The sequence below is a fragment of the Halomonas sp. AOP27-A1-41 genome (assembly GCF_052378605.1).
GTDB classification, from domain to species: domain Bacteria; phylum Pseudomonadota; class Gammaproteobacteria; order Pseudomonadales; family Halomonadaceae; genus Vreelandella; species Vreelandella citrativorans.
This window is the reverse complement of record NZ_JBQSXT010000014.1, coordinates 76,628-98,606: the sequence shown is the minus strand read 5'-3', so window position 1 is coordinate 98,606 and position 21,979 is coordinate 76,628. Positions and strand designations below refer to the sequence as shown.

Below are 21,979 nucleotides of genomic sequence, written 5' to 3'. Positions count from 1 at the left end.
GATGAGTTTCCTAATGTGACTTCCTATTTAACGCGCTGTCACGACCGGCCAGCGTGGCATAAATGCCTTGATGCCTACAATCGGCGCTTGGCAGCGTGAGTGATCAGCATCCCGTACGCTAGCACTTCGGCGAAGTTTATCAGTGTTGGGGCGGATCGACGGAACACACCGGAGAGAAAAACCATGACTACAACTAAACAACCATTGCCGAGTGTCGTATCTTTAGAAGAGTGGAAATTAGCGCTGGATCAGTTTCTCGTAAAAGAGAAAGCGCTAACCCGCGCGCGTGACGCACTGAGTGCTGAGCGTAGGAAATTACCTGTAGTGAAGGTGGCTAAGCATTATACGTTTCAGGGCGAAAACGGCCCGGTGTCTCTGCTCGATCTGTTTGAAGGGCGCCGCCAACTCATTGTGTATCATTTTATGTACGCACCTGACTGGAAAGCGGGCTGTGAAGGGTGCTCGTGGGTCGCTGATGCCATGACTCACCCGGCTCATCTGCATGCTCGCGATACCTCGCTAGTGATGGTGTCACGCGCCCCCTTGGAAAAACTTAATCAGTATAGGTCCCGTATGGGATGGGCTTATCCTATTCCATGGTACTCGTCTTATGAGAGCGACTTTAACCATGATATTGGCGTAACGACTGCGGAAGGTGAGAGACACGGCGTCAGTGTATTTATTCGTGATGGCAACGCCATATATCGCAGCTATTTTACAGGGGCGCGAGGCGTCGAATATCTTGGCAGTCTCTGGACCTATTTAGACTTGACCCCGTTTGGCCGTCAGGAAACCTGGGAAGATTCTCCAGAAGGCTGGCCACAAACTGAGCCGTATGGCTGGAATCGTCGCCACGACGAGTATGACGTATAAGACTCGTCTGAACTGGGGGTGAAAAAAAGGCATACACTCAGGGAGGTCATAGACGTTATTCTTGAAAACTTTCCTGACGTGGGTTGAGTGATGACGCATTTGACGTATCGGCGCTAAAAAGCCACCTCACGGCAATCCTTTGCCACTCCTGCTTCCTTGCCTGTTTGCATTGCCACTATTCAGCGATTAATTACTACGTTACACCAGTCCCCGCTTATCACGCCGCGCCGCAAGAATGTCTTTTAGTGTGGCCAGGCCGATGACGCCCAGTACGGAGAGTGAGATTAGCGGCCAGATCAATACATATAACGCCAATATAAAAGTTTGCATGTGCTTTCCTAATGTTTGGCTGGTGCGCTATGGCGCACCAGCGGATGAAGTGATTTCAACGTCTTACACAGGGCTTATTGCCCAGCCCTTATCAGCCAGCCCTTATCACAGAGCGCTTAGGCCCGAGTAGCAGGCTTAGCCGGGTCATAGTTGATGACGTCCTGATTAATCTGCGCGAAGTCGAACTTGCTGGTGCTCATCAGGCTGACACTGATGCACACAATCGTGCTGACGCCGTAGGCCATTAATGAGGCCATTAGCACCGTGTAGTCCCGCAGGAAGCCAACACAGAAGTAGGCCAAAACAAGAGTGCTGAGTGCGCCGACAATCAAACCGGCACGGCGACCGCAGAATCCAAAGGCCATCAGGCCAAGCACTACACCTCCGCCTACGGAGGCCAGCAACTCAAATAGCCCTGCGGTTAGGCCGACCATAGGCAGCAGTTCAAATCGTGCGATGCAGAACATCACCAGGCCTGCGATTACCGCCGAGGTAAACGCCGTGTTGGTGACCCGGCTCCAGAAACAGCTGGCGATCACCGGGAAGACAATTGCGCCCCAGAGTGCGCCAACGAAAATCAGCATGATAAGAATGTCCATGGAGAAGCTGGCGAGAATCACCCCAATCAGCGTCGCCACAATCATGGTCAACCTGCCAATAAACAGCATCCTGGTCGGGTCGGGCTTGTTTTTCGCAATGTTCTTGCCATAGATATCGGCCATGACAATCGCCGACATGGCAGAAAGGTCTGAGTCAGCGGTTGAGGAGAGCGAGCCGATCACCAGAATAAAGAACAGTCCAATAAATACCGGCGAGAGGTACATCGAGACCATCTGCGGGATCAGGTTGTTCATGTCGCCATTCATGGGCTCCATGCCGGTCATCAGCGCCATCAAGCCAATCATGCCCAAGCCGATAACAATCGCACCGTAGCCAATGGTCGCGGTGATAAAGGTCGGTTTGATATGGTCTTCACGTACGGCGAACAGGCGTTGGGAGATAGTCTGGTTACCAATCGCGTAGGCCAGCACCGCTACAAAGAAAGGGGCGCCCTGATTGAGGATGGCATCCACCGAGAACAGACTTGCCTGTTCTGGTGTGAGCAGACTCATGCCGTTCGATAGCGTTTCCGGCCCGCCGATTGCGAACATCACTGCGGGGATGATTAGAATGGCGATGGCCATCATCGCCATCAGTTGGGCAAAGTCAGTAAGGACCGAAGCGCGGAACCCCGACCATAGCGTGTAAGACAGCACCCCAACGCCTGCGATCACCACCCCGGCTTGAAAGGAGAGGGGTGAGAGCACTGAGACCAGTGCGCCGGACGCCGTAAAGTTGACCATCAGGCTGATGATACTGCCGAGTATGTTGGAAGAGGCAAGAATCAACTGGCTGGAGGCGCCATGCCGGGCGTGGATCAGCTCACCCAGAGTGTGCGCATTGGGCGCCAGCTTGCGAAAGCGACGGCCAAAGGGGTAGATGAACAGGATCATCAACGCGCCCCACAACCCGTAATGCAGGGGGCCTGAGATGCCATAGGTATAACCCGAGGTTGCAGCGGCGTAAAAGGAGGCAGCCCAGATCCAAGTGGCGGTCATGCTGGCGGCGCCGAGGCCAAAGCCGATCTGATGGTTAGACACCATGAAGGCGTCGGTATTTTCCTTTTTCTCCTTGATCAGTAGGGTCAGCAGATAAGTGCCGCCGTAAAAGAACACCAGTAAAGCGAGGACCGTCAGGGTCGAGAATTGATAGAAATTTTCGTTGTACATGGAATACCCATAGGTTTTGCAGCCCAGCATCCTAAATAGCAACCAGCGTTCCGTTGTCGGAAAGGTCGCCACAGGACGTGAGCAAAAAAACAGAACATCTTTCCAGGTATGTCTGTAGCGAGATAAGACTGCGATTGGCAGTCTGGCCGTGCAAGCGTCAGGTGCTGAAAACACCTTAAGCCCTAAATAGGGGGGCCAGGTCAACGCTTGCCATGATGCGTAATAGCGAACGCAATAAAGCGGTGGCAAGGTCGAACCGAAGAGGTACCTTACGCCTTTACGCTCGAACAGTACAGGTTGACGCCCGCGCCGCCATGTGCTAGATGAAGTGAGGCGCGAACATATCCGCCCCAGGTTGGCTCACTAAAAACAGAAGGCTTGGGACGGGCCGCTAATTAACGCGAGGTGTCGAGAAAACACCGGAGGAAGATGCTAAATCCCGTTATTCAGGAAGAACCGACCGGCTGCGGGATTGCTTCTGTAGCGACTATTCTGGGTAAAACCTACCCAGAGATGAAGGCCATTGCGAATGCGGTGGGCATTGCCGCAGATGATGAATCGCTGTGGTCTGATACCCAGTATGTGCGCCAGATGCTGGCCCAAGCGGGTGTGGCTACCTCGCCGGATGAAACGCCGTTTACCACATGGCAGGCGCTACCGGCGCTGGCGCTGCTGGCGATTACACCCCATCAAAAAGAGGGCAAACACTTTTGGCACTGGGTGGTATTTCAGCGCATCAATGGTCAGCCTGTGGTGCTGGATTCCGCCAGCTATCTGCCCACTAATATCCGCACAGATTTTGATGCTATGCATCCTGCCTGGTGGATTGAGGTCCTTAACCCATGACTCAAGTGACGATAAATAACGCCACTCGCGCTGACTATTCTGCGCTTCTAGAGGTTTGGGAGGCTTTGGTTCGTGCCACCCACCCTTTTCTGGAAGAGAGCGATTTGCTATTACTAGCTTGTGAGCGCATATAAAAAACGGCCCGTGGGCCGTTTTTTATGCCGTGGCTAGCTGCTTGGCTAACCCTTATGCGCTATAGCTTATCCTGGGTTTTATGCTCAAAGTCGCTGGCATCGTGGCGTTCATGCAGCTGTTCGCTGGGCTCGCCAAATGTGCGGTTAACCATACGGCCACGCTGTACGGCGGGGCGTGCATCAAGTTCTTCTGCCCAGCGGAGCACATGTGTATACGTGTGCGCTTCCAAAAACTCAGCCGCTTCGTAAACGCGGTTTTTCACCAGGGCGCCATACCAGGGGTAAATCGCCATATCCGCAATAGTGTACTCATCACCGGCCATGTAGCGGTTATTGGCCAAATGGCGGTCAAGTACATCGAGCTGGCGCTTTATTTCCATCGTGTAACGGTCGATAGGGTACTGGTACTTTTCAGGCGCGTAAGCGTAGAAGTGACCAAAGCCACCGCCGAGTATCGGGCCGCTGCCCATCTGCCAGAATAACCAGGAAAGGCACTCGGTACGCTTGGCTGGGTCGGTTGGTAGGAAGGCGGAGAATTTTTCAGCCAAGTAGAGAAGAATAGCGCCTGACTCAAAAACGCGCTGAGGCGGGTTAGTGCTGTGGTCCATCAACGCCGGGATTTTGGAGTTGGGATTAACGTCTACAAATCCGCTGCCGAACTGGTCGCCTTCACCGATTTGGATCAAGTAAGCGTCATACTCAGCGGCTTCGATGCCTTTTGCTAATAGCTCCTCAAGCATGATGGTCACTTTAACGCCATTGGGGGTGGCCAATGAGTAGAGCTGAAGCGGGTGTTTACCAACGGGCAGCGCTTTATCGTGAGTAGGCCCCGCGATAGGGCGGTTAATGTTGGCGAATTTACCGCCATTGCCCGGTTCCCATTTCCAAACGCGCGGTGGGGTGTAAGACGTATCGCTCATCATGGCCTCGCTGTGTCGTGTCGCGGGCAGCGCCCGGTGGTAAAAATAATCAATTCAAACGCAATAGGTACTCTATGAGGGTAGTAAAACGCAGGTACAAGGGGCGAGAATAATTAGCCGTATAATAAAATGACGGATAAGTCACCAGGGAGGCAATCATGCAAACCATTGGGGTGTTGGGCGGAATGAGCTGGGAGTCCACGCAAAGCTATTATCGCGCCTTGAACGAGGGCGTAAAGCGCGCGCTGGGCGGTCTCCACTCGGCCAAAATTGCCATGGTGAGTGTCGATTTTGCTGAGATAGAGGCGCTGCAAAAACAGGGCGATTGGGAAACCGCTGGAAAAATCCTTGCTGAGGCGGCGCACAATATTGAGCGGGCCGGCGCTGACTTTTTACTGCTGGCCACCAATACCATGCATAAAGTGGCACCCGCGATTGAGCACGCTATCAGCATCCCGCTGTTACACATCGCTGATGCGACCGCTGAGCAGCTGCGAAAGGACGGTATAACGCGTGTTGGCTTGTTGGGTACGCGCTTTACGATGGAACAGGATTTCTACAAGGCGCGTTTGCGGGACGCATTTGGCATTGAGGTCGTGGTGCCAGAGGAGGAGCAACGCGAGACGGTTCATCGCATTATTTTCGATGAGCTATGCCAAGGGAAGATCAACGATGACTCCCGTGAGCACTATCTGAAGGTGATCGCCAGCCTGCATCAACAGGGCGCTCAGGCGGTCATTCTAGGCTGTACAGAAATTGCCTTACTGGTAGAGCAAGCACATACCGCTGTGCCGCTTTACGATACCACTGCCCTGCATGCAAGCGGAGCAGTGGAGCGTGCGCTTAATAACTAACGGGTGATTAACGCTAAAACGTTAAGCAAGCGTTAGGGTAACGTCGATATTGCCACGGGTAGCGTTGGAGTAAGGGCATACGATATGGGCCTTGTCGACCAGATCCTGAGCGATGCTCTTGTCAATGCCGGGAAGGCTGATTGTTAGCTCGACTTCGATACCAAAACCGGTAGGAATGGCACCAATCCCTACACTGCCTTCAATGGCGGTATCCTGGGGAAGCGTTACTTTTTCCTGGCTGGCAACATGTTTTAGAGCGCCTAAAAAGCAAGCAGAGTAACCCGCCGCAAACAGCTGTTCCGGGTTGGTACCCTCACCGCCTGCTCCGCCCAGCTCCTTGGGGGTGCTGAGTTTGACGTCCAGCGCGCCGTCAGACGACTTGGCGCTGCCTTCACGACCACCGGTCGCGTGGGCATGGGCGCGGTAAGCAATTTTTTCGATAGACATAGCAGTTTCCTTTTTGGGACGAGTAATAGGGACGTCTTTTAATGATGATCAAGTTCCAGCTCACTGCACGGCTCTAGCCTACAAGGTTCTAACGCGGGCATGTCGGCTCCCTACTTGATGCAATGGGTTAATGTAGCGTGCCATACGTTCGCTTGCTAGCGCTAGACGTTGGTTGTAGAAGGGCGGTTTTGCTTTGACACGTCTGTGTTGGGTCTTTTAATCTTCAAGCGATTGTTACCGGTAACAGCTGGTATTCAAGCTGTAGATATCCAGTCAATCCGCTACCTGCCAGGCACCCTGACAGCGATGGTTTTGTGCCCTCGTAAATCAGCCCTTTTCGGAGAAATTATCTAATGAGCCCTACTTCTTATCGTATTTTGGTGATGGGTGCCTCCGGCTGCGGAAAATCCCACATTGGCCAGCAGCTGGCAGCCGCCATGAATGCCACGTTTATCGACGGTGACGATTATCACCCGCCTGCTAACGTAGCCAAAATGGCGGGCGGGACGCCGCTTAATGATGATGATCGTCAGGAGTGGCTTGAGAAGCTGTCGTCACTGTTTGCCCACTACCAGGCTCGAGATGAAACCGCTGTGATTGCGTGTTCGGGCTTAAAGCGGCGTTATCGGGACTGTTTGCGCAAGGGCGATTCAGCACTGCAAATTCTGTACCTGGAAGGGAGCGCGGAGCTATTACGCGAGCGCCTAGCCACCAGGGAAGGGCACTTCTTTAAAGGAGATAACATGCTGGCCAGCCAGCTTGCTGATTTACAACCGCCGGGTGATGATGAGGCCGTTAGCCTGTCCATTGCGCTCTCTCCAGAGGAGATTGTGAGCCGATTTACTGGCACACTCGATGCGCGGCTACCTTCGCCATCCAGCTAATTGTTGTTATAGAGGCAGTATCCCGTTTGAAGAAAAAACGCCCAACGCTACAAACTATTGCTGACCAGGTCGGGGCAACCAAAATGACGGTGAGTCGTTGCCTAAGAGACCCGGAAACTGTTTCAGAAGGCTTGCGCGAGCGTATTCTTAGCGTGGCCGAGCAGGTCGGCTATATTCCCAACCGAGCGCCGGATCTACTTTCGCGTGCTACCAGCCACTCTATTGGTGTACTGGTTCCTTCGCTGACGAACCAGGTCTTTGCTGATGTCATCGTGGGGATTGAGAAACGTACCGAGCCTGCCGGTTATCATCTTATGCTGTCTCACTATGGGTATAGCCCGGCCGTTGAAGAGCGAAGCTTGGCATCGGTGCTGTCTTACAACGTGGATGGGGTGATTCTTTCGGACCATCATCACACTCCCCGCACGCTGCGAATGCTGGAAACCGCCGGTATTCCTGTGGTGGAAATCATGGACACCCATCATAAGCCGCTGCAGCAGGCGGTAGGCTACGATAACGTCGCCGCAGCGTTTGATATGGTGAGTGAAATGATTCGCCATGGTCGGCAGCAGATTATTTATCTGGCTGTGCGGCTGGATGAGCGCACGCTGCAACGTGAGCAGGGCTACCGTCAGGCAATGGAACAGCACGGTCTAACACCAGTAACGCTGCATAGCAGTCAACGCTCCTCTTACAGCGTAGGCGCAGCGCTTCTAGAGCAAATTTTAAACGACTACCCTCATACGGATGGCGTATTCTGCACTAACGATGACGTGGCCGTGGGGGCGTATTTTGAGTGTCAGCGCCGCGGTATTAACGTGCCTGGGCAGATGGCGATTGCGGGTTTCCACGGCCACGACGTGGGGCAGGCAATGACGCCAAAGCTTGCGAGTGTCATCACACCACGCCAAGCCATTGGCGAGGCTGCCGCGCAAGCACTGCTGGCCAGGATTCAGGGCGAAGCGGTGGCTGATCATACGGTCGACTTGGGCTATCGCATCGAAACAGGCGCCACGCTATAGCCGGTTTTCGGGCTATTACCAAGAGCAGCCGCACTGGTGATAAGCGCGCTGGCTGGTTAGAGTAACCATTTTCGTTTGTATCGAGGCTACCGTGCATATCTCCGAGCTCAATATTTATCCGGTCAAATCCTTAAAGGGTATCAGTCTTACCCACAGTGAACTGCTGCCCACCGGCCTTGCGTGGGACCGCCGCTGGATGCTGGTTGATACACAGCAGCGCTTTGTGACTCAACGCCAGCGGCCTGCGCTAGCCACGGTAGAAGTAGCCTTAACCACTGATGCCTTGGTACTTTCACACCCCCATGTTGAGCCACTTTCGATACCGCTTGCAGAACCGAATGGCAACCTGCGTATCGTTCAGGTCTGGAATGATCACTGTAAGGCGTGGCCTGAAAGCAGCGACGTTTCAAGCTGGCTGGAAGCTGCTTTAGGTGAACAGGGCAGTGGCCTAAGCCTGGTCCGCTTCGCCACGCAGTTTAAACGTCCGGTAGAAACGGCGTTTTTAAACGGGGATGACGCCGACACGCTTTTTGCGGATGGCTACCCTTTTTTGATTGCTTCAACCGGCTCTCTCAACGCGCTCAACCGTGCCCTTGAGGAGAGTGGTTGTCAGGCTATTCCCATGAACCGTTTTCGGCCCAGTATTGTGGTCGAAACCGACAAGCCATGGGCTGAAGATGGTTGGCAAGCGCTACAGGCTAGTAATGGCGCATTTGAACTTATTCTGCGAAAACCGTGCAAACGCTGCAAAATTACCACGGTAGACCAGCAAACGGCCCAGATACCTGAGCCTGCCGAGCCGCTTAAAACGTTAATAGGCCTGAATACTCAGCCTGAATTAAAAGGCGCTTATTTTGGGCAGAACGCGACACTGCATACTGGTGCAGGAAGCATTATTCGCGTGGGGGATACGCTGGTGGCTGAGGCGCGTGGCGCTTGAGACGCAGCAGCCGGGTGGCCACCGCCGTGCCAAGTAGAGTGATTATCATGCCTATAGCGACCTGCAGGCTAAGTGTCTCACCCAGTAGTAAATAACCCCACAACAGGGCGCTCACGGGTACCAGGAACGTAACGGTGGAGGCGGCCGTGGCGCCTGCGCTGGCTAACAAACCAAAATAGAGTAAAAAAGCCAGCGTAGTGCTGAATACAGCAAGTGCTATGGCATTGCCCCAGGCAAGTGGGCTAATCGGCTCGCTGGGCCAAAGTAAAATGCCGGGGATAAGAAGCACCAGGGCTGACATTGCGCAGCTGCCTGCCGCAAGTACCCGAGGCGGCAAATGGCCCAAGCGTGTTTTGGAGTAATTGCCCGCCATGCCGTAGCAAAAGGTTGCCCCTAATACGGCAATGATAAACCAGCCATCACCGCCCAAGGCAAAGTCCAGCCTATTGGCAGAAAGCACATAGACTCCCGCCAAGGCAAGCGCCAGCCCTAAATACTGCTGGCGCTGTATAGGCGTGGCAAAGAACAACGCGCCTAATAGAGCCGTAAAAATGGGCGTGGTGGCGTTAATCAACGAGGTAAAACCGGCCTCCAGTCGTGTTGTTGCCAGCGCCAGCAGCGAAAATGGCAGCACATGGTTCATGATGCCCAGTAATAGCAACGGCCCTTTATGCTGCCAAATAAGCCGCAAATAGCGAACGCTGAGCAGCAGCGGGATAAGCAACAGCGCCCCAACGCCCATGCGCACTAAAACAAGCGGGATAGCGCCAAACTCCGGCGATGCAACGCGCATGAAAATAAACGACAGGCCCCAAAGTGAGGAAAGTATTACCAGGCGCAGCGCATCCGCTGATGACATGACGTGTCCTTGACGTTGGCGTACAGAGTGCTTTCCGTTTGCTGATTTCACCCTGCTGGATAGCATAAAAGGGTTAGCGCGGCCTGGGAAGCGCCCATCATCTGAGTTCGGCACTGTGCTAAAAATCAGCTACGCTGAACGGGGTGGTCAGTTGCTCTATACGAGTGGCCATTCAACCTTTTTTGACCATATCAGTATCCACTGATCAATCAGGTCTTTCGCTATCACTGATAAGGAGTTTTTCATGGATCGTAAAGCTAGCGCACGTTGGGAAGGTGGACTGAAGGATGGAAAAGGCACCGTTTCAACCGAAAGTGGCGTTCTCAGTGCTAATTACTCCTTCAAACAGCGTTTTGAAGACGAAAAGGGCACCAATCCGGAAGAGCTGATTGGCGCTGCGCATGCCAGCTGCTTTTCAATGGCGCTTTCCAATATTTTAGGCGAGGCCGGTTATACCGCTGATGCTATTGATACCACTGCCAGCGTTACGCTGAAGCAGGATTCAGCAGGCTTTAGCATTTCCAACATTCACCTGGATGTCACCGCTGAAGTAAGTGGTGCCGATGAAGAGAGCTTCAAAGAGGCCGCCCAAAAAGCAAAGGAAAATTGTCCCGTATCAAAAGTGCTCAATGCAGAGATAAGCATGACGGCCCAGTTAAAAGGCTAGTGCTTTAGTGATAGGCGCTACGTTTAAAACACGTAGCGCTTTTTTAATGGCCAATGTTTTATGATGAGGGGTAAGGCGCAACAACTATAAGTCACTACAGTTTTAGGCTTGCCGTTTAGTGTGTAGGTTGCTATAGCGAATAGATAAAGAGAGTGCGATTTTTAAGGTGTCTGAAAAATAAAGAAAGCTTGATGTTGTTGGTTTGAGTCTAGTGCTTGGTATGCATGTGTAAAGGGGAAGAGTTGTAGGAAGTGCGGGTGTTAAATGCATACTATGCTTTAATTTGTATATAAAAAGCCTTAGCAGAAGCTAAGGCTTTTAGAGCTAGTGTGTTTAGAGCTAGTATACGAAGGCTGCTTTACGCTTCTGCTTCGTCACGCTCAAATTCAGCGGCTTCTTTAAGCGCTTCTTTTGAAGCGTTAACGCGAACATCATACTTATTACCTTCCGCATCCCAGATCAGTTCGAGTGAATCCCACTCAATGGCGACATCTTTTTCACCCATGCCAAGGAAGCCGCCAACACCGATGATCACAGCGGTCACTTGACCACTCTCATCAATAATCAGGTCGTGGATAGTACCGATGTTCTCGTCATCTTCGACGGTGCTTTTAACATGATGGCCCTTAAGGGAGTCTGAGTAGAAAACGTTTTCTGGCACACTGGTCAGGTAGGTTGCTTCAACTTCAACGGTCGTTGATGTTGTTTCTTCGGCGCTTACATTACCTGCTGCTAGCATGAAAGCAGGAACCATTAGTGTACCAATGACGGCTGATTTGATCATTTTCATTCCTCTTGCTCCTTGATAAGGCTCAGTATCTTACGTTGGTGTCTAAATCAAACAGTTGAAGCTAACGATTCAGGACGATCCAGTTTATGAACCAGGCAGTGATACTTGAATCGCTGCCTTTCCTTAAAATGTAGAATATACATTAGGTGCCAAAGGCTTGTAGATTAGTTGCAAAGTAGGATTTAAGCGTTGTTTGCAATTAAAAAGCCTTGTTACGGTTGTGTGAAGCTCCGTATTTGACACAATATCAATGTAGTCGTTGTACTCTGTTTTTCAATAGTATTCTTAATATATTTTTTAAATAGCGGATTTTTAAGGACAGTTGGCAAGACTTTACAATCAATGGCAGGTTCGTTGTGCTAGTTAACGGAAGCTGTGTCAGGGGGCATGGAAGCCTGCCTCTTTCGAGAAGACTTCTCTGGGGTATGTATGCCGCTTTGATAGTAGGGGTTAAGTAGCAGTTTTCGTACAAAGCAAAGCCTAGCGGGCAGGGTCCAGTACGCCGCCTAGCGAAGCATTACGCCTAAACCAGCCAGCAATGCTGGAGCGAGGTTGGTGGGTGGGAAGCACCTCGTGAGGAACGGTTTCTGACAAAAAGCAGGCAAACGTTCCGGCTTCCGGTACAACACGGGCGACTTCCTGGCTGGCATCATCAGGATGATAGATCACCATTTCGCCGCCGCCATCACTTGGCCATTGAGGATTTAAATAACCGACGGTAGAAATTACCCGGTTGGCGCGGCCGCGAAAGCTGTCCAAATGGCGCTGGTAAAAAGCGCCCGCCGGATAATGGGCAAAATGCGCTTCATACTCAAAAAGGCCTAAAAACAGCGCCTGGTTAAGCGACTGCTGTAGCTCGCCCATTGCATCAAGGTAGTGGCGTTGGGCTTCACTTTGACGATCCAGCCAGTGAATAGCATCGCCGCGAATATCCTTGCGCAAATGATGCTGCTGACCTCGGCCAATCCCGGCTTCTTCAAGCGCATCATGCTCGGCCATGTGCGAAAGCTCACGGTGTAAGGCGTGGCAAAGATCAAGATTGATCGCCGCGCGCCCCACATACCAGCCTTGCTCCACCAGCGCATCAACAATCGCTACTTGTGCAGCGGGCGTTAACACGGGCGACGTGGTGAAGTTTGAAAGCATCATTTGCGTATACTCTTGGGCATCGCCGGATGGTGGTCAGCGGACAGTTGGCTGGTACGTTCAGGGCTAGTACGTTCAGGATAGTGCCGTAGTATACCCGGGGGTTGTTGATATAAGTCGATGGGCATGCCAAATCCTTCGGCTAACAACTCGACCAGCATCATCGCTGAAAGCCCCCAAATCACATGGCCATCCACGTGGTAACTAGGTACGTAGTGAGGCACGCCATCGACAGGAATGACATCCGTATGGGTACGCTGGTCCTCTAAAAAGTGGCTAAGAGGGACTTCAAAGATGGCGTCTAATTCACCGAGGTCTGCGACCAAAGGCAGGTCCGGTGGAATAATGCCCACCCACGGTGTTACCCGGAGGCCATGCAGCGAAATCACATCTGAAAGTCGGCCTAGCGGCTCGACCACCGCTGGATCAAGAGCGATCTCTTCCTGAGCTTCGCGCAGCGCCGTGGCGTAAAGATCTGTATCTTCCGGCTCGCGTTTGCCGCCGGGAAACGCAACCTGACCGCTATGGGTAGTTAAGTGGCTTGCCCTGCGTGTAAACAGCAAGGTGGGCGATGCGCGATCCACCACAGGAATCAGCACAGCGGCTTCGCGCATCTGGCATTGATCTAGCCTTTGTGGGTTGAGCTGTTGCAGCCGTTTGCGTAGATTCTCTAACATGGGGTATCCCGTCCTTTGTCCCTTTTTACCCAGCAGTGGTTATGTGCGTCAAGCATCGATAACGTGTGCCATTTAGCCGTAGGAATATGCCATGAATTTTTGCAGCCAGTGCGGCGATAACGTACGTTTCGCGGTCCCCGAAGGTGATGATCGGCCGCGCTACCTATGCGATGCCTGCGGTACTATTCACTACCAGAACCCGCGCATTGTCGCTGGAACGCTACCCGTCAGTGGCTCCAAAGTCTTGTTATGCAAACGTGCCATTTCACCTCGTAAAGGCTACTGGACGCTGCCTGCCGGGTATATGGAAAACGCGGAAACGACGCAACAGGCTGCCGCCCGTGAAACGCGTGAGGAGGCGCATGCCGAGGTGCTCCTGGGCGACCTTTATACCCTGATTGACTTGCCGCATATTAATCAGGTGTACATGATTTTTCGGGCAGAGCTTGTCGGTGGCTTTAGCGCCGGTGTTGAAAGCCTTGAGGTCGCCTTGTTTGATGAGCATGAGATCCCTTGGGATGAGATCGCCTTTCCGACCATTGAGCGGACGCTGCATCATTTCTACCGGGACCGGCTGAACCATCACTTTCCGCTACATACGGGCACGATCACATCTGAGGATCGTGAACGTTACTTTGGTAGCGCCTGATTGAGCAAGCGTTAAAGCTCGGCAAGCTGCCAAACATCATAAGCGACTTCTTCATAAGGGTGGGCAAGCTTAAGCGCGGCGATAGCCGCGTGGATGCAGGTGTCTTGGCAAACGAGCTCCACCTTAAGCTCTTCAACGTGCTCAAGTGTTCCGACTGCGCCGATATGCGGGGCAGCACCTGAAAGCGGGCGAAACTGACCGGTGCCACGGGTTTGAAAGCAGCAGGCTTCATAGTTGCCGATTCGCCCGGCGCCTGTCTCGAAAACGGCTTCTTTAACGCTTTCGGCATCGTCAATGGGCACAAAAAACGCAAGCTTATACATGCCATGCTCCTGTTAAAAACGTGTCTGTAAAAAAGTGGCGCTTAAAGCACAGCCTAGTGACATATTAGCGAACAGACGGCTTCTGGTCGCATGATTAGCTTTGTATGATGACGCTTTTGTGAATATGGTTATCGTCACGTTATCAATGAAAGGCAGGACGCCAACCGATGGATAAATTTGAGGTGAAGTTGGACCAAGCGGCCAGAGCCGCCTGGATGTCGTATGTGGGCGGCCTAACGCAGGATGAAATCGCAAGCCAGTTGGGTGTTTCCCGGCCAGGCGTACAGCGTCTGTTGGCGTTTGCGCGTCAGGAGGGGTTGGTGAAGGTGCATATTGACCATCCTATTTCGAGCTGCATGACGCTGGGTCACACGCTGCGTGAACATTTTGGGCTGACCTTTTGCGATGTAGTGCCCGCTGAGACGGCATCTGCGGAAAGCGCCACGTACTACCTGGGCGTTGCCGGGGCAGAGCGCATCGGCAAGTTGGTTGAGCGTAGCGAGCCGTTGACGCTATCACTGGGTAGCGGACGCTCTGTGCGGGCGGCGGTAGAAGCGCTTGATCGAACGGAGCGGCCCCAGCACCGGTTTGTGTCGCTGGTGGGGAATGTCGCCCGGGATGGCTCGGCCAACCGCTACGACGCGGTGATGCTCTTGGCGGATAAAACCGGTGGCGAACGATTTCTACTCCCCGCGCCGGTGGTGGCCGAATCGATTGACGAGAAAAACGCAATGCTTTCCCAGCGCCTGTTTCAGGCTATCGCCAATGTGGCTCGGACGTCGGAAGCCGCGTTTATTGGGGTAGGGCGAATCGACCGCCAGGCGACGTTGTTCCAGGACCACTTTATCAGTGAGCGCGAGCTTGATGAATTGTTGGGTTTGGAAGCCGTGGGGGAGCTGCTCGGCTGGCCGTTAAATAGCCAAGGCGAAGTCATTGACTGCTCCATTACTCGGCGTGTGACAAGCTTGCCGCTTGAGCATTTTGGCAAGCATCTTATGGTCGCGATTGCCGGTGGCTACGATAAAGCGTTAGGCATTCATGCGGCGTTACAAGGCGGCTGGTTAAAAGGCTTAATCACCGACGAAGTGGCGGCACGGCGCATTGTTGAGCGGCTACCTTCCCGCCAAGCGTAATGCGTTAAAAAGAGGCGTAACCATAAAGTCTAAGCCGCAGGGCTTTGATTTTTTTTCCTCTACGTACGATCATTTGTTCGAAACATGATCAAAATGATCAGGCGATAATAATGCCAACATTAGCCAAAGGAGAGTTATATGCGACTCGCGCGTCACTTGCCCGTCACCACCTTAGCAGCGGCCATTGCCGTGGCAGGCCATGCTCAGGCACAAACTGAAATCACGGTCGCCACCGTTAATAATAACGATATGGTGATCATGCAGAGCTTGACCGATGCGTTTGAAGAGGCGCATCCCGATATCACCCTGGACTGGGTCGTGCTGGAGGAGAACGTTCTTCGCCAGCGCATGACCACCGATATTGCCACGGGCGGCGGCCAGTTTGATGTTATGACGATTGGCGCTTATGAAGCACCGATCTGGGCGGAGCGCGAGTGGCTTGAACCCTTGAATGACCTGCCTGATGAGTACGCCGTAGATGATTTGTTGACCTCCGTACGCGACGGGCTAAGCCTTGACGGCACGCCCTACGCGCTGCCGTTTTATGCGGAAAGCTCGATGATGTACTACCGCAAAGACCTCTTCGAGGAGGCCGGGATTGAAATGCCCGAACAGCCGACCTGGAGCGAGGTACGCGATTGGGCTGAACAGCTCCACGGTGCGCAGGAAGGAGTGGCGGGTATCTGCCTACGTGGCAAACCCGGCTGGGGGGAAAACATGGCCTTCGTCACTACGCTGGTCAATACCTACGGTGGCCGCTGGTTTGATGAAGAGTGGAACCCCGAAATCAATTCTGAGCCCTGGATGAATGCCATTGAGTTCTATGTGGACTTGCTGGGCAACTACGGCCCTCCCGGCGCCAGCTCCAACGGCTTTAATGAAAACCTGGCGCTGTTCTCACGCGGTAACTGTGCGATGTGGGTCGACGCTACCTCCGCCGCGGGCACGCTTTATGATGGTGACGAGTCCAGCGTAGCCGACAACCTCGGTTTTGCCCCGGCGCCCGTGGCTGAAACGCCAAAAGGCTCGCACTGGTTATGGACCTGGGCGCTGGCGATTCCTGCCTCCTCCGAGCATAAAGACGCCGCTAAGCAGTTTATCACTTGGGCGACATCACAAGAGTACATTGAGCTGGTCGGCGAAACCCATGGCTGGACCAACGTACCGCCGGGCACTCGCGAGTCTACCTACGCCAATGAGCAGTACACGGAAGCTGCGCCTTTCGCTGATTTTGTGCTGAGCGCGATTCAAAATGCCGACCCGACCGACTCCACGCTAGAGCCGAACCCGTATACCGGCGTGCAAATTGTCAATATTCCTGAGTTCCAAGCGATTGGCACCCAGGTAGGGCAGAGCATTGCCGCTGCGTTAACCGGTGACACCACGGTAGAACAAGCGCTAAACAGCGCCCAGCGCGCCACTGAGCGCACTATGCAGCGAGCGGGTTACAACGACTAATAAGTAAAAGCGCCTACCCGTTACGCGGGTAGGCGTGTTGTAACGGTTTCTCGTTGGTTTTTTCGCGCAGGTATTCCCATGACTAAAACACGTGCTTCTGGCCGTACGGTTGGCGGGCTAAGAACGTTATCGCTTCAAGCTCCCGCTGTGACGCTGCTGTTGTTATGGATGATCATACCGTTAGGCATGACGATATGGTTCTCCTTCCAGTACTACAACCTGCTGATGCCGGGCATGAGTGGCTTTGCCGGGGTTGAAAACTACGAGTATTTGCTAACCGACCCCGCACTTTGGAAGGCAATGGGCAATACCTTGCTGCTGGTAGGCTGGGTATTGGCGATTACCGTAGTGGGCGGCACGCTGCTGGCCGTTCTTTTTCAACAAGACTTTGCCGGGCGCGGTATTGCCCGAGTGCTGGCAATTTCACCCTTTTTTGTGATGCCCACCGTGAGTGCGCTGGTGTGGAAGAACATGATGATGCACCCCTCCAACGGGGTGTTGGCATGGTTGGCAAACTCACTTGGTTTGCCTGCCGTGGATTGGTTTTCAACGCTCCCGTTAACCTCCATCGTGATTATTGTGGCGTGGCAGTGGCTACCCTTTGCGCTGTTGATTCTGCTCACCGCCATGCAGTCCTTGGATGAAGACCAGGTGGAAGCCGCACGAATGGATGGTGCTGGGCCTATCGCGATCTTCTTCTTTATAACGCTTCCTCATCTTAAGCGAGCCATCAGCGTGGTGATCATGATTGAGATGATCTTCCTGCTGACTATTTTTGCTGAAATTTTTGTGACCACCTCGGGCGGGCCTGGGCTTGCGACCACCAATTTGGCTTATCTGATCTACATGCGGGCGCTGCTTGATTTTGATGTGGGTGTTGCCTCTGCAGGCGGGGTAATCGCGATTATTCTTGCCAACATCGTGGCGATTTTCCTGGTGCGGATGGTTGCGAAAAACCTTGAAGATTAGCGCTTTGGGCACTTGGAGAATATAAATGTCATTATTACGTTCCACTACGCCAGCGCAAAATGTGTCGGGGGCGGGCACTGCCCGCGGGTCAGCCGGCATGAAAACGCTCGTGATTACGCTGGTGGGCTGGTCGGTAGCGCTGGTGATTTTCTTCCCGATTTTATGGATGATACTCACCGGGTTTAAAACCGAAGCGGCCGCAATTGCCGACCCAAGCTTTATCTTTACGCCCACGCTTGAAAGCTACGAAGCCGTGCAGGCGCGCTCAGGCTATGCACGCTTTGCGCTGAACAGTGTCGCTGTCGCCTTTGGCTCGACGTTTCTGGCGCTGTTAATTGCTATTCCTTCTGCCTATGCCATGGCCTTTCTGCCCACTAAACGCACCAAGGGCACGTTGCTCTGGATGCTTTCTACCAAGATGCTGCCGCCTGTTGGCGTGTTGGTACCGATCTATCTTATTTTCCGCGATGTAGGGCTGCTGGACACCCGCACGGGGCTGATCATTATTTACACGCTAATGAACCTGCCGATTGTGGTGTGGATGCTTTACACCTTCTTTAAGGACATGCCCAAGGACATCCTTGAAGCTGGGCGAATGGACGGTGCCTCGACGCTGCAAGAAGTGTTCTTCTTGCTCTTGCCGCTCACTCTGCCAGGCATTGCCTCTACCGGTTTGCTCTCGGTCATCTTGAGCTGGAACGAAGCGTTCTGGAGTCTCAATCTCACCTCTTCCAAGGCAGCACCGTTAACCGCTTATATCGCCTCGTTCTCAAGTCCTGAAGGGCTGTTCTGGGCCAAGCTCTCGGCGGCTTCTACCATGGCCATCGCCCCTATCCTCATTCTTGGCTGGATGACCCAAAAACAAATGGTGCGTGGCCTGACCTTTGGCGCCGTCAAGTAAAGGAGTTTTGCATGGCAACCTTACAACTTAACAATATTACCAAGCGCTTTGGCGACACCGCGGTCATCAAAGGGATCAACCTTGAAGTCAACGACCGCGAGTTTGTGGTGTTTGTGGGGCCTTCCGGCTGCGGCAAATCAACGCTGATGCGCATTATCGCGGGGCTTGAGAGCGCCACCGATGGCGACATTGTGATTGATGGCCAGCGAATGAACGATGTGGGGCCTGCCGACCGTGGCCTGGCGATGGTGTTTCAAAGCTATGCCCTGTACCCGCACATGACGGTAGAAGGCAATATGGGCTTTAGCATGCGCTTGGCCGGTGTGTCCAAAGAGGAGCGCCGCGCCAAGGTGCTGGAAACCGCTAAAATACTTCAGCTTGAGCCGCTGCTTGACCGCAAGCCCAAGGCGCTTTCCGGTGGTCAGCGTCAGCGCGTGGCGATTGGTCGAGCTATCGTGCGTAACCCGAGTATTTTCCTGTTTGATGAGCCGCTTTCCAACCTGGATGCCGCGCTGCGCGTACAGATGCGTATTGAGCTTGCCCGCCTGCACGAAAAACTCAACGCCACCATGATTTACGTGACCCACGACCAGATTGAAGCCATGACCATGGCCGACAAAATTGTCGTCTTGCATGACGGCGTGGTCGAACAGGTCGGTTCACCTATGGCGCTCTACCATCATCCGGCCAACCGCTTTGTGGCAGGGTTTATTGGCTCGCCAAAAATGAATTTCTTTGATGTTGAGTTAATCAGTACCTCGCCGGAAGGTGTTCAGGTTCGCTTGCCAGGTGGTGGCGAGTGCACGGTGCCCGTAGACGCCCAGCCGCTTGAAAATGCGTCCTCTGAAAACACGCCTGTCGAAAGCCAGCCAGCCCTTGAGCTGGGCATTCGCCCCGAGCACCTGGTGCTTGATGAGGCGGGTGCGCTCAGTGGACAAATTGAAGTGCTTGAGCGCTTGGGTGGGCAAACCTCGCTGTATGTACGTATGGGTGACCTGCTGGTAACGCTGATGACGGATGGGGATGTGGCCTATCGTGTTCACGAGACCATACGCTTTGGCTTCGCCCCTGAGCGGGCACACTTGTTTGCGGCCGATGGCCGCGCGCTGCCCAGCCTTGCTCAGCATCCGCTGGCCGGGCTTACGCGACACGATAACCGCACATCAGGTGACGCTGAGGCGCTGGCATGAAGGCGGTTATATTTGATTGCGATGGCGTGTTGGTCGATAGCGAAGCACTGGCGGAAGGTGTGCTGGAGGAGTATCTCGGTAGGTGGTTACCCGATTTGAACATTGCCGAGCGGCTTAGCCAGGCGTTGGGAATGACCACCGGCGACATTCTTAAGCACCTGGAGCAGCACAGCGTGTATACGCTACCTGATAACGCCACTGAGCAGGTGGATTCGGCCATTGAGGCGCGCCTGGCGCGTGAGCTTGCCCCTGTCGCGGGCGCGCACGATGCCGTGTTGGCGATTCCCTTGGCCAAGGCAGTGGTATCCAACAGCCGCCGTCAGCGGGTTGTAGCGTCACTTGCGTGCACTCAGCTGGCTGATGCCTTTGGCAAGGACACGCCTATTTTTACGGCGGACCAGGTAGCCAACCCCAAGCCAGACCCCGCGCTTTATCTGCTGGCCGCCACGCAGCTGGGCTATCTCCCCGGTAATTGCCTGGTCATCGAAGACAGCGTGGCGGGTGTCACCGCCGCTCACGCTGCCGGTATGTGTGTCATTGGTTTTGTAGGTGCCAGCCACGTGGATGCCGAACAGCCAGCACGGCTTTTGCACGCAGGCGCCTGGCGTATTTTGGAGCACATGCAGGGGCTGAACGCGCTGGTGAATGAGTGGCAAGTACGCATTGCTAGCTAAGCAGGCGGCTGTTAGCACTCAACAACACTCAAATAAGACGGGGCGATAATGAAACTGACCGATAAAGTGGCGGTGATTACCGGGGGCGCACGGGGCATCGGCTTGGCAATTGCGCAACGCTATTTGGAGGAGGGGGCCAAGGTGGTGGTGGCGGATATTGATGCCGCGGCCATTGAGGAAGCCCTTGCCGTGCTGCACCAGCAGGCCCGTGGCCAAGAGGCGTTAGGGGTCGTGCTTAATGTCTGCCAGCGCGCCTCTATTGATGCCATGGTGGAAAAGGTCGTGGCGCATTTTGGCGGTATCGATATTTTGGTCAATAACGCCGCAGTTTTTGATTTGGCACCGGTGCTTGAAATGACCGAGGAGAGTTTTGATAAGCAGTTTGCGGTGAACACCAAGGGGCTTTTCTTTACGCTACAGGCGGTTGCTCAAAGGATGGTGGAGCAGGGGCGGGGCGGCAAAATTATCAATATGGCCTCCCAAGCGGGCCGACGCGGCGAGGCATTGGTGAGCGTTTACTGCGCCAGCAAAGCCGCCGTGATTAGCCTGACGCAATCCTCTGGGCTGGACTTGATCAAACACGCGATCAACGTTAACGGTATTGCCCCGGGCGTCGTCGATACTCCGATGTGGGAAGCGGTGGATGCGCTGTTTGCTCGCTATGAAAACCGCCCCTTGGGTGAGAAAAAGCGCCTGGTCAGTGAAGCCGTGCCCTTTGGCCGCATGGGCTTGCCGGAGGATCACACCGGTGCTGCGGTCTTTTTGGCCAGTGCCGACAGCGATTACGTTGTTGCTCAGACGCTCAATGTGGATGGCGGTAACTGGATGAGCTGAGATGGTTATGACACCCGAACTTGATAGCCTGGCCCGCCAAATTATTGGTTCAGCCGAAGGCGCTTCGCGCTATCTGGTTGCGCTCGCAGGGCCGCCCGGCGCAGGCAAGTCCTATCGTAGCGCTCTGCTTTGCGAGGCCATTAATCAGTTGCTTCCAAGCCAGGCGGGGCTCGTGCCCATGGACGGCTACCATTTCGACAATGCCGTGCTGGGCAAGCAGCAACTGCCGATAAAAGGCGCGCCTCATACCTTCGATGTGGACGGGTTGCGCAGCGCCCTTGAGCGTATTCGCCAGGCGCAGCATCCGGTCGCGGTGCCCGTCTTTGATCGGCCATTGGATTTAGCACGGGCGGGAGGGCGGCTCATCACCCTTGATCAGCGCATTGTGATTGTCGAGGGCAACTACTTGCTGCTCGACCGCTCCCCCTGGCGTGAGCTACGTCCGCTGTTTGACTGGACGCTGTTTCTGGACGTCGACGATGAGATATTGGTGGACCGGCTAATCCTGCGGTGGCTTGAAATGGGCCAGGACCATGCGGGGGCGCTGGAGCGTACCCACCGAAAAGATATGCTCAACGCGCAACTCGTCAAACGCTGCTCCTTACCTCCCGATCAACACTGGCACTAATGCCAATGCGCTGCTTCATCCTCTTTTTAACCGTTTTCAAACCTACCCATCGCGCCAAGCAG

General features: G+C 54.0%; 25 protein-coding genes. 16 read left to right on the top strand and 9 right to left on the bottom strand.

Features of this window, described 5'->3' with window-relative positions:
* Positions 1-183 precede the first annotated feature (183 nt).
* Positions 184-873, top strand: coding sequence for a DUF899 domain-containing protein (locus ACT3TC_RS11045; RefSeq protein WP_444640109.1), 690 nt, complete (start codon positions 184-186; stop codon positions 871-873).
* A gap of 198 nt (positions 874-1,071) precedes the next feature.
* Here ACT3TC_RS11045 and ACT3TC_RS11040 read toward each other — a convergent pair whose 3' ends face one another.
* Positions 1,072-1,203 (bottom strand): putative transporter small subunit, encoded by a 132-nt coding sequence (locus ACT3TC_RS11040; protein ID WP_216657919.1) that lies wholly within the window; start codon positions 1,201-1,203, stop codon positions 1,072-1,074.
* 116 nt (positions 1,204-1,319) lie between these two features.
* The gene (locus ACT3TC_RS11035) at positions 1,320-2,972 is read right to left on the bottom strand and encodes a sodium:solute symporter family protein (protein WP_444640108.1); all 1,653 of its coding nucleotides are present in this window, start codon (positions 2,970-2,972) and stop codon (positions 1,320-1,322) included.
* Between the two features lie 429 nt (positions 2,973-3,401).
* On the opposite strand from ACT3TC_RS11035, the gene ACT3TC_RS11030 reads away from it, so the two are divergent.
* Positions 3,402-3,818 carry a hypothetical protein gene (locus tag ACT3TC_RS11030; RefSeq protein ID WP_444640107.1) on the top strand — a complete coding sequence of 139 codons (417 nt, stop codon included), beginning with the start codon at positions 3,402-3,404 and terminating at the stop codon, positions 3,816-3,818.
* A 193-nt stretch (positions 3,819-4,011) separates the two neighbouring features.
* Here the strand turns inward: ACT3TC_RS11030 and yghU are convergent, their stop codons facing one another.
* Positions 4,012-4,872, bottom strand: a complete 861-nt coding sequence (yghU, locus tag ACT3TC_RS11025) for a glutathione-dependent disulfide-bond oxidoreductase (RefSeq protein ID WP_442353002.1) — start codon at positions 4,870-4,872, stop codon at positions 4,012-4,014.
* Positions 4,873-5,030: 158 nt separating this feature from the next.
* Here yghU and ACT3TC_RS11020 point away from each other — a divergent pair, with 158 nt between their 5' ends.
* The gene (locus ACT3TC_RS11020) at positions 5,031-5,726 is read left to right on the top strand and encodes an aspartate/glutamate racemase family protein (RefSeq protein WP_444640106.1); all 696 of its coding nucleotides are present in this window, start codon (positions 5,031-5,033) and stop codon (positions 5,724-5,726) included.
* A 21-nt stretch (positions 5,727-5,747) separates the two neighbouring features.
* Here ACT3TC_RS11020 and ACT3TC_RS11015 read toward each other — a convergent pair whose 3' ends face one another.
* Positions 5,748-6,173: an organic hydroperoxide resistance protein gene (locus ACT3TC_RS11015; RefSeq protein WP_444622710.1), complete on the bottom strand. Its 426-nt coding sequence runs from the start codon at positions 6,171-6,173 to the stop codon at positions 5,748-5,750.
* A gap of 353 nt (positions 6,174-6,526) precedes the next feature.
* On the opposite strand from ACT3TC_RS11015, the gene ACT3TC_RS11010 reads away from it, so the two are divergent.
* The 3 genes from ACT3TC_RS11010 (at position 6,527) to ACT3TC_RS11000 (ending at position 9,019) form a co-directional block, all read left to right on the top strand.
* Complete coding sequence (locus tag ACT3TC_RS11010; RefSeq protein WP_444640105.1) at positions 6,527-7,057, top strand: gluconokinase; 531 nt, start codon at positions 6,527-6,529, stop codon at positions 7,055-7,057.
* Positions 7,058-7,083: 26 nt separating this feature from the next.
* Positions 7,084-8,079, top strand: coding sequence for a gluconate operon transcriptional repressor GntR (gntR, locus tag ACT3TC_RS11005; RefSeq protein WP_172115997.1), 996 nt, complete (start codon positions 7,084-7,086; stop codon positions 8,077-8,079).
* A 91-nt stretch (positions 8,080-8,170) separates the two neighbouring features.
* Entirely contained in the window at positions 8,171-9,019 is an 849-nt protein-coding gene (locus ACT3TC_RS11000) for an MOSC domain-containing protein (protein WP_444640104.1), read from the top strand.
* On the opposite strand, the gene ACT3TC_RS10995 is transcribed toward ACT3TC_RS11000, so the two are convergent.
* Positions 8,973-9,878 carry a DMT family transporter gene (locus tag ACT3TC_RS10995; protein WP_444640103.1) on the bottom strand — a complete coding sequence of 302 codons (906 nt, stop codon included), beginning with the start codon at positions 9,876-9,878 and terminating at the stop codon, positions 8,973-8,975. The genes ACT3TC_RS11000 and ACT3TC_RS10995 overlap by 47 nt on opposite strands.
* 244 nt (positions 9,879-10,122) lie before the next feature.
* Between ACT3TC_RS10995 and ACT3TC_RS10990 the strand changes: the two genes are divergently transcribed.
* Entirely contained in the window at positions 10,123-10,545 is a 423-nt protein-coding gene (locus tag ACT3TC_RS10990; RefSeq protein ID WP_172115999.1) for an OsmC family protein, read from the top strand.
* Between the two features lie 358 nt (positions 10,546-10,903).
* On the opposite strand, the gene ACT3TC_RS10985 is transcribed toward ACT3TC_RS10990, so the two are convergent.
* The 3 genes from ACT3TC_RS10985 to ACT3TC_RS10975 form a co-directional block, all read right to left on the bottom strand.
* Positions 10,904-11,335 (bottom strand): PRC-barrel domain-containing protein, encoded by a 432-nt coding sequence (locus ACT3TC_RS10985; RefSeq protein WP_444640102.1) that lies wholly within the window; start codon positions 11,333-11,335, stop codon positions 10,904-10,906.
* Between the two features lie 480 nt (positions 11,336-11,815).
* The gene (locus ACT3TC_RS10980; protein ID WP_444640101.1) at positions 11,816-12,484 is read right to left on the bottom strand and encodes a 2OG-Fe(II) oxygenase; all 669 of its coding nucleotides are present in this window, start codon (positions 12,482-12,484) and stop codon (positions 11,816-11,818) included.
* Entirely contained in the window at positions 12,481-13,158 is a 678-nt protein-coding gene (locus ACT3TC_RS10975; RefSeq protein ID WP_172116002.1) for a CoA pyrophosphatase, read from the bottom strand. Before ACT3TC_RS10975 ends, ACT3TC_RS10980 begins: the two co-directional genes overlap by 4 nt.
* Positions 13,159-13,249: 91 nt before the next feature.
* Here ACT3TC_RS10975 and ACT3TC_RS10970 point away from each other — a divergent pair, with 91 nt between their 5' ends.
* Positions 13,250-13,807 (top strand): NUDIX hydrolase, encoded by a 558-nt coding sequence (locus ACT3TC_RS10970; RefSeq protein ID WP_444640100.1) that lies wholly within the window; start codon positions 13,250-13,252, stop codon positions 13,805-13,807.
* 11 nt (positions 13,808-13,818) lie between these two features.
* Here ACT3TC_RS10970 and ACT3TC_RS10965 read toward each other — a convergent pair whose 3' ends face one another.
* Positions 13,819-14,130, bottom strand: a complete 312-nt coding sequence (locus tag ACT3TC_RS10965) for an NGG1p interacting factor NIF3 (protein WP_444640099.1) — start codon at positions 14,128-14,130, stop codon at positions 13,819-13,821.
* A gap of 167 nt (positions 14,131-14,297) precedes the next feature.
* On the opposite strand from ACT3TC_RS10965, the gene ACT3TC_RS10960 reads away from it, so the two are divergent.
* From ACT3TC_RS10960 to ACT3TC_RS10925, 8 genes are all read left to right on the top strand, one after another.
* Positions 14,298-15,263 (top strand): sugar-binding transcriptional regulator, encoded by a 966-nt coding sequence (locus ACT3TC_RS10960; RefSeq protein ID WP_193053970.1) that lies wholly within the window; start codon positions 14,298-14,300, stop codon positions 15,261-15,263.
* Positions 15,264-15,401: 138 nt separating this feature from the next.
* On the top strand, positions 15,402-16,721 hold the full coding sequence (locus ACT3TC_RS10955; protein WP_444640098.1) for an ABC transporter substrate-binding protein: 1,320 nt from the start codon (positions 15,402-15,404) through the stop codon (positions 16,719-16,721).
* 78 nt (positions 16,722-16,799) lie between these two features.
* Positions 16,800-17,690 (top strand): carbohydrate ABC transporter permease, encoded by an 891-nt coding sequence (locus tag ACT3TC_RS10950; protein ID WP_441679405.1) that lies wholly within the window; start codon positions 16,800-16,802, stop codon positions 17,688-17,690.
* A 25-nt stretch (positions 17,691-17,715) separates the two neighbouring features.
* On the top strand, positions 17,716-18,591 hold the full coding sequence (locus ACT3TC_RS10945) for a carbohydrate ABC transporter permease (RefSeq protein ID WP_193053967.1): 876 nt from the start codon (positions 17,716-17,718) through the stop codon (positions 18,589-18,591).
* 11 nt (positions 18,592-18,602) lie between these two features.
* Positions 18,603-19,781: an ABC transporter ATP-binding protein gene (locus ACT3TC_RS10940; protein WP_444640097.1), complete on the top strand. Its 1,179-nt coding sequence runs from the start codon at positions 18,603-18,605 to the stop codon at positions 19,779-19,781.
* A complete protein-coding gene (locus ACT3TC_RS10935) occupies positions 19,778-20,455 on the top strand; it encodes an HAD family hydrolase (protein ID WP_444640096.1) in 678 nt (225 codons plus the stop codon). Before ACT3TC_RS10940 ends, ACT3TC_RS10935 begins: the two co-directional genes overlap by 4 nt.
* Before the next feature lie 48 nt (positions 20,456-20,503).
* Positions 20,504-21,289, top strand: coding sequence for an L-iditol 2-dehydrogenase (locus ACT3TC_RS10930; protein ID WP_444640095.1), 786 nt, complete (start codon positions 20,504-20,506; stop codon positions 21,287-21,289).
* A gap of 7 nt (positions 21,290-21,296) precedes the next feature.
* A complete protein-coding gene (locus ACT3TC_RS10925; protein ID WP_444640094.1) occupies positions 21,297-21,917 on the top strand; it encodes a nucleoside/nucleotide kinase family protein in 621 nt (206 codons plus the stop codon).
* The last annotated feature ends 62 nt before the right edge of the window (positions 21,918-21,979 follow it).